The 7,302-nt window shown below is 47.6% G+C and carries 7 protein-coding genes; all 7 read left to right on the forward strand.

The features are described from left to right. On the forward strand, positions 1 to 847 hold an 847-nt coding region (locus KDD36_13700), incomplete at its 5' end, for a patatin-like phospholipase family protein (protein ID MCB0397704.1). A 111-nt stretch (positions 848 to 958) separates the two neighbouring features. Further along, positions 959 to 1,306, forward strand: coding sequence for a hypothetical protein (locus tag KDD36_13705; GenBank protein MCB0397705.1), 348 nt, complete (start codon positions 959 to 961; stop codon positions 1,304 to 1,306). Positions 1,307 to 1,422: 116 nt separating this feature from the next. Further along, a complete protein-coding gene (locus KDD36_13710) occupies positions 1,423 to 2,289 on the forward strand; it encodes a DUF2911 domain-containing protein (protein MCB0397706.1) in 867 nt (288 codons plus the stop codon). Between the two features lie 54 nt (positions 2,290 to 2,343). Next, on the forward strand, positions 2,344 to 4,377 hold the full coding sequence (gene uvrB, locus KDD36_13715; GenBank protein ID MCB0397707.1) for an excinuclease ABC subunit UvrB: 2,034 nt from the start codon (positions 2,344 to 2,346) through the stop codon (positions 4,375 to 4,377). A gap of 374 nt (positions 4,378 to 4,751) precedes the next feature. Continuing rightward, entirely contained in the window at positions 4,752 to 5,738 is a 987-nt protein-coding gene (locus KDD36_13720) for an acyl-CoA desaturase (protein MCB0397708.1), read from the forward strand. Positions 5,739 to 5,797: 59 nt separating this feature from the next. After that, positions 5,798 to 7,012, forward strand: coding sequence for a DEAD/DEAH box helicase (locus tag KDD36_13725; protein MCB0397709.1), 1,215 nt, complete (start codon positions 5,798 to 5,800; stop codon positions 7,010 to 7,012). Positions 7,013 to 7,015: 3 nt separating this feature from the next. Then, positions 7,016 to 7,267, forward strand: a complete 252-nt coding sequence (locus KDD36_13730) for a hypothetical protein (GenBank protein MCB0397710.1) — start codon at positions 7,016 to 7,018, stop codon at positions 7,265 to 7,267. Positions 7,268 to 7,302: the final 35 nt, after the last annotated feature.

Below are 7,302 nucleotides of genomic sequence, written 5' to 3' on the forward strand. Positions count from 1 at the left end.
CACAGCGGAAGAAGCTGTTAACCTATACCTGCTTCGTGGCGGTGACATCTTTAAAAAATCCGCCAGGAAAAAGTTTACCGGTTTGTTCGGCCTGACCGATGAAGTATATGACGAAAAAAATATTGAAAAGGTCCTGAATGATGTTTTTGACAAGGCCAAACTCAGCGAACTACGTAAGCCCTGCCTTATCACATCCTATGACATTTTCAGACGTAAAGCGCATTTCTTTACGCAACATGATGCAAAGCAATGGCCTGCCGCTGACTATTCAGTAGTCGATGTATGCAGGTCTACCTCCGCTGCTCCGACCTATTTCGAAGTGAACAAGGCAGTATCGGAAACCGGTGTAGAGTATCCGTTAATAGACGGTGGCGTATTTGTAAATAATCCTGCGCTGTGCGCATATGCAGAAGCACGTACCCTGTTCCCGAAAAACGGAGATGGAAATATGGTGACGGCGAAAGACATGTTCATCCTCTCCCTTGGAACTGGAACCAAAAAGAAAGCATACGAATACAAAAAGGCCAAAGATTGGGGCAAGATAGAATGGATATCCCCTTTGATCGATATCATGATGAGCGGCGTTTCGGAAACCGTTGACTTCCAGCTCCGCCAGATTTACGACGCAATCGATCTTCCGAATCAATACGTGCGAATCCAACCCACACTTGGTGACGCCAGCACGGAAATGGATGACGCCGAAGGTGAAAACCTGCATGCCCTTCGGATGGCAGGCACGGAAAGCGCAGAAGCCAATAACGATACTCTGGACAGGATCGTAGATACCCTGATCGCTCAGGAAGAGTCCAGCGTTGCAGCCAAAGCCAAGCCTTCCCTAGACGCATAGCCCCTCCGGAAAGCCTTATCCAGGGCGGCTTGTTGATAACTTAACACAAAATCCCGTTCAAAAAGTGAACGGGATTTTGTATTTTGCGTATATACCGTCAAATATCAATTCATGAAGCAATTTTTTATCGGCCTTTTCTTTTTGTCTTGTGCGTCTTTAGGCCATGCACAATCGTGGGAGTGTGGTTATGTTGATCTTGGAAAAGGCATTCTTGAACAACCCTTGCTTCTAAACCGAACGGAGTCCGCCTTTTCTTATCAGGCCGTTGATAGCGTAAACACCTCCATATTCGAAATGATACAAAATGCGATTCCCCCTTATGACGAAATTCTTGACATTGAATTCGGGGCCACTACCTTCATTTATACCATGGACGGCGGAGCGATCGTTTTCAGAAAATGTAAAGCAAGTGCTACAAACAAAACCGCATCCACCGGTACCGGTGGGCTGAGCGAATAAATATTTCCTCACTCGTTGAAAAAGGATGCATATACGTGCATCCTTTTTTTATTTCATCCCATCCATTTTGCTAATTTTAGTCCCCAATCATAATTGACTCAAACAAAACCACAACCATGAAGAAGATACTTTCACTTACCATCGGATTAGCCGTCATCACAGGTATTAATGTAAAGGCTCAGGATTTACCACAACCCAGTCCGGCAGCCAAGGTCGAACAACGGGTAGGACTTACCGATATTTCCGTATCCTACTCTTCTCCCGGAGTTAAAGGAAGGGTCATCTGGGGTGGACTGGTGCCTTACGGTGAGGTTTGGCGTACCGGTGCCAACAAAGCGACAGCCGTAACTTTCAGCGACGATGTGAAGGTGAATGGCAAAAATCTGAATGCTGGCACCTATGCCCTGTTCACCATTCCGGGTGAAAAAGAATGGACCATCATTCTCAGTTCCAATACCGAACAATGGGGTTCCGGTTCCTACAAACAGGAGGAAGATGCGCTGCGCTTCAATGTAAAACCCGGACAGGCATCTCAACGTGAACGCCTGACATTCACATTTGAGAACACTACGGAAAACACCACCCTTCTCACACTCCGTTGGGAAAAATTGTCTGTAGCTTTTCCGATCGTTACAGAAGTTGATGCCAAGGCCCAAAACAACATCAAGGAAGCATTGGCCAGTGCAAAAGCAGATGACTGGCAGGTATACAGAAACTCAGCCAGGTATTATCTTCAATCAGGAAACAGCCTGGATCAGGCACTTGAATGGGTAGACAAAGCTTTGACCATTAAGAACGATAACTGGTACACCCACGCCTTAAAAGGGGATATCCAGGCAGCCATGGGCAAGCATAAGGACGCCATTGCTTCCAACCAGAAAGCCATTGAGTTGGGTGAGGCTGAAGCGAAAGCAGACGGCAGCGAGTTTTCCTATAAAAAGGACCTCGAGGAAGAGATCAATAAGTGGAAGGCCAATCAATAAAATAACCGAACCGCCATCCGAAACGATGGCGGTTTTTTTCTATTGCAATTTGTCATGGAGTTCAGTTTAACCTCTGCCTTTAAACCAACAGGAGATCAACCTGAAGCAATCAGGCAACTCACCGAGGGGATTCGTCGCGGTGATCCTGCCCAGACCCTGCTTGGCGTTACCGGATCAGGGAAAACATTCACCGTAGCCAACCTGATTCAGGAGACGGGGCGGCCAACATTAATTCTGAGCCACAACAAAACCCTGGCTGCTCAACTCTATGGCGAGTTTAAAATGTTTTTCCCGAATAATGCGGTGGAATACTTTGTCTCCTATTATGATTACTATCAACCGGAAGCCTACCTCCCATCCACGGATACCTATATTGAAAAGGATCTCTCCATCAACGACGAGATCGAAAAGCTGAGACTCAGCACCACATCCGCCCTGCTTTCCGGTCGGCGTGATGTGATTGTGGTATCATCGGTATCGTGTATATACGGCATCGGAAATCCGGATGATTTCGGAGAGAATATCTCACATATCAAGAAAGGAGATGCCATTTCGCGCAACCAATTGCTGCACCAATTTGTTAATGCACTTTATGCCAGGACAGAGGCGGATTTTGAACGGGGCCATTTCAGGGTAAAAGGCGATACCGTGGATATCTACCCGGCATACGCAGACATCGCTTACCGGATACACTTCTGGGGTGATGAGATTGAGGCCATTCATTCGTTTGAACCCTCCACCGGGGCTAAGCTGGAGAATTTTGAGGAGATTAAGATTTACCCGGCCAACATCTTCGTGACCACAAAGGAGCGACTGCAACAGTCCATCTTCATGATCCAGGAAGACATGGTTAAGCAGGTAGAATACTTCAAGGAGACCGGTCGGAACCTGGAAGCCAAACGCCTGGAAGAAAGGGTCACCTATGACCTTGAAATGATGAGGGAATTGGGGTATTGCTCCGGAATTGAAAACTACTCCCGGTACTTTGACGGAAGATCAAGCGGCTCCAGACCCTTCTGTTTGATTGATTACTTCCCCGATGATTTCCTTCTCGTGGTTGACGAAAGCCACGTGACCATCCCGCAGATTCGGGGCATGTATGGTGGCGACCGTTCACGAAAGGAAAACCTCGTTGGTTACGGATTTCGTCTCCCTGCGGCCCTAGACAACCGACCGTTGAAATTCGAGGAATTCGAAAGTCTGATCAACCAGGTTGTTTATGTCAGTGCCACCCCGGCCGAATACGAGCTGGAACAAAGTGAGGGCACAGTGGTGGAACAGATCATCCGCCCTACCGGATTGCTGGATCCCATCATTGAGGTTCGTCCGTGCACCACGCAGGTAGACGACCTTCTGGAAGAAGTAAACCAGGTGACCGAACGTGGAGAACGGGTGCTTGTTACCACCCTTACCAAACGTATGGCCGAAGAGCTGTCGAAGTATATGGCCGACCTGAACATCCGGTGCCGATACATTCATTCGGAGGTGGACACCCTTGACCGGGTGGAGATCCTCCGCGACCTCAGGTTGGGAAAGTTCGATGTGTTGGTTGGAATCAACCTGCTCCGCGAAGGACTGGATCTTCCGGAGGTCAGCCTGGTGGCTATTCTGGACGCCGACAAAGAAGGTTTTCTCAGATCGGAAAGATCACTGACCCAGACAGCCGGAAGGGCTGCCCGGAACATCCGGGGAAAGGTGATCATGTACGCCGATAAGATAACCGACTCCATGAGGAAGGCCATCGACGAGACTGAGCGAAGGAGAGAAAAGCAAATGGCCTATAACGAGAAACATGGCATCACGCCTACCGCCATCACCAAATCAAAGGAACAGATCATGCAGCAGTCCACCCTGGGGCGTATGTCATCGCCTCAGGCATATGTAGAACCGGAAGAACGAACCAACCTTGCGGCCGATCCGGTTCTGGAATATCTCAGTAAGCCACAATGGGAAGACCTGATAAGAAAGACCAGAAAGCAAATGGAAGAGGCGGCCAAATCCCTGAACTTTGTGGATGCCGCCCGTTACAGGGATGAGCTTTATGCCCTGGAAGAGAAATTCAGGAAAACCGAATCTGCCGGAAAATAACAACGGCAGATCGTATATTGCTAAATAATGACTACTTTTGCCCCACGAGGATGGCATCAATACATTAAAGAGTATCAACCAATTGAAGTTACTACTTTCCCGTATTCAGGCTATATCAGGCCTAAAACTCCATTTGTTTTAGCAAGAAATGACCGGCGAAACAAGGTCGGGATTTAGATATTAAAAAGGACAGATCGTGTGAAAAATCGCAGTGATGTGTTCAGCAAAACAACACAGAAGGCGAATTTCAACACATGAGCGAATTACATCATAGGTTTTCCAGTTCAGAGCACACCCGGTTCTTCAACGTTTTACGAGAAAGGGTTAACGAACACTTCAAGTCCACCGGCACCTCTATTTACGGAAACACCAACATGACGATCAAAACGATCGTCGTCATATTGACCTATTTCACGCCTTATTTTCTGATCATGACTGGTGTTGTCACACAACCCTGGTTGTTCTTTGGCTGCTGGATCATGATCGGAATCGGGATGGCCGGCATCGGTCTTTGTGTTATGCATGACGCCAATCATGGGGCCTACTCCCCCAATGCCCGCCTGAACATGATATTGGGATATTCTATGAATTTAATTGGGGCCAACGCAGAGATCTGGAAACTCCAGCACAACAGATTGCATCATACCTACACCAATATTGAAGGTGCCGACGACGATATCCACACACCACCGGTCCTGCGTTTCTCTCCTTACACCAAACGCTACTGGATACATAAGTACCAATTCCTGTACGTGTGGTTCTTTTATGGCATATCCACCCTGTCGTGGGTAACAATGAAGGAATTCGTTCAGCTGTTCCGCTACCGGAAACTCGGCCTTATCAAGTCTAAAAAGAAATTCCGTGGCATGCTCCGAAGACTCATCCTCTGGAAAGTCATTTACCACACCTACATGCTGGTACTCCCATTAGCCATACTGGACGCACCTGCATGGCTGATCCTGATATCGTTCTTTGCCATGCACTTCACCACCGGACTTATCCTTAGTCTGATTTTCCAAACTGCCCATGTGATGCCCGAATGCAAATTCGATATCGCTGATAAGAACGGGACAATTCACAGCGACTGGGCCGTTCATGAAATGATGACCACCAGTAACTATGCACCATCCAGCAGGTTATTCAGCTGGATGATCGGTGGACTGAATTATCAAATCGAACACCACCTCTTTCCCAAAATATGCCATGTCCACTATCGGAAAATATCAAAGATCGTAGCGTCAACCGCTAAAGAATTCAACATACCCTATTACACCCAGAAAAACTTTATGGTTGCCCTTTGGCACCATACCCGCATGCTTTACCGGTTGGGAAGATGGGATGCCATACCCGAAGCAGCTTAAGCATCATTACCTTTTAGGATGTCGGCAAGGCGCCGATATCCAATACCAATTAACCACATATGAAAAGTACAAGACAGCGTTTCAAACGCAGACCTAATTCAAATAATAGCAGACCAATGGCGGTCAGAGGGCGGAGAAGAAATAACAAGAAAAACGACAGCTCACCAAACCCCGAACGTTTCATCCACAAAGCCATTGCCAATACACCGGTTTCGGAGGCGCCCCAAAAAAGACGCTTCGCCGACCTGGATATTGACCAGGGGCTCAAGGATCGCATTCTGAAAAAGGGTTATGAATTCCTCACCGAGATTCAGGATCAGACCATTGAATACCTTAGCACCGGGAACGATGTTATGGGGATTGCAAACACCGGTTCGGGTAAAACTGCAGCCTTCCTGATCCCGGTGATCCAACAATTATTAACCTCCAACAAATCCTTTAAGACTTTGGTACTGGTTCCAACCAGGGAACTGGCGCTGCAGGTCGAAGAAGAATGCAGAAGTCTTTCCCAGGGAACCGGGATATTTTGCACGAGCCTTATCGGTGGCACCAGTGTTTCAAGGGATCTGGGCAGACTTAAAAAGACCAACCACATTGTGGTGGGCACGCCTGGCCGGGTAACAGATCTTATACAGCGCGGCGCATTGAAGCCTTCAGAATTTTCTACCTTCATCCTTGATGAATTTGACAGGATGCTGGACATGGGCTTTGTGAATGATGTGATGCGTATAGCTGATCAGATGACCGACAGGAAACAGACCATCTTGTTTTCAGCCACCATCAACGCCGGTCAGGGAATGTTGATCAAACGTTTGTTGAAGTCACCAAAAGAAGTGAAGGTTTCTTCAGGAACACATTCTGCTGCGCACATCGAACAGGAGGTATTGAAGATACAGGAAGGAGAAGATAAGTTCAGGATTCTTCTGAACATGATCCGCCAAAAGGAATTCAGCAAGGTGCTGGTATTTGCCGAAACCAAAAGAGGTGTAAGCAAGCTCAGCGTCAAGTTGTCAAAATCCGGTATCCGCGCCGATGAGATTCATGGCAACAAGACACAGGCCTACCGCGAAAGGGCATTGAATAAGTTCAAGACAGGAAAACTACAAGTATTGGTGGCTACGGATGTGGCGGCCAGGGGTATCGATGTGAATGACATCACCCATGTCATCAATTACCAGGCACCCCGAACCATGGACAGTTATATTCACCGGATCGGCCGAACCGGAAGGGCTGGAAAAACCGGCAAGGCGATCACATTGATAGACCAGGAGTAGACTATGGCAAGATCACAGAACAGTTTTATCAAAAAGAAAAAAGCAGAGAAAAAGAAAAAGAAACAGGCAGAAAAGCTGCAAAAGCGCCTGGCGAAGACCAAAGGCGAAATGCCTACGGATGATGAGATCCTCAATGAGGAACTGGATCTGGAAGGCTTGGGCCTGGTCCCCAGAGGTGGCACAGAAACTGAAGAGACAGACGAAGACTCAGAGGATGAAGACGATTCGGAAGAAGAAGAAGAAGAAGAAGAATAGCATAGGTGTGTGTGTGTGTGTGTGTGTGTGTGTGT

It is taken from the genome of Flavobacteriales bacterium (assembly GCA_020435415.1).
Taxonomy (GTDB): domain Bacteria; phylum Bacteroidota; class Bacteroidia; order JACJYZ01; family JACJYZ01; genus JACJYZ01.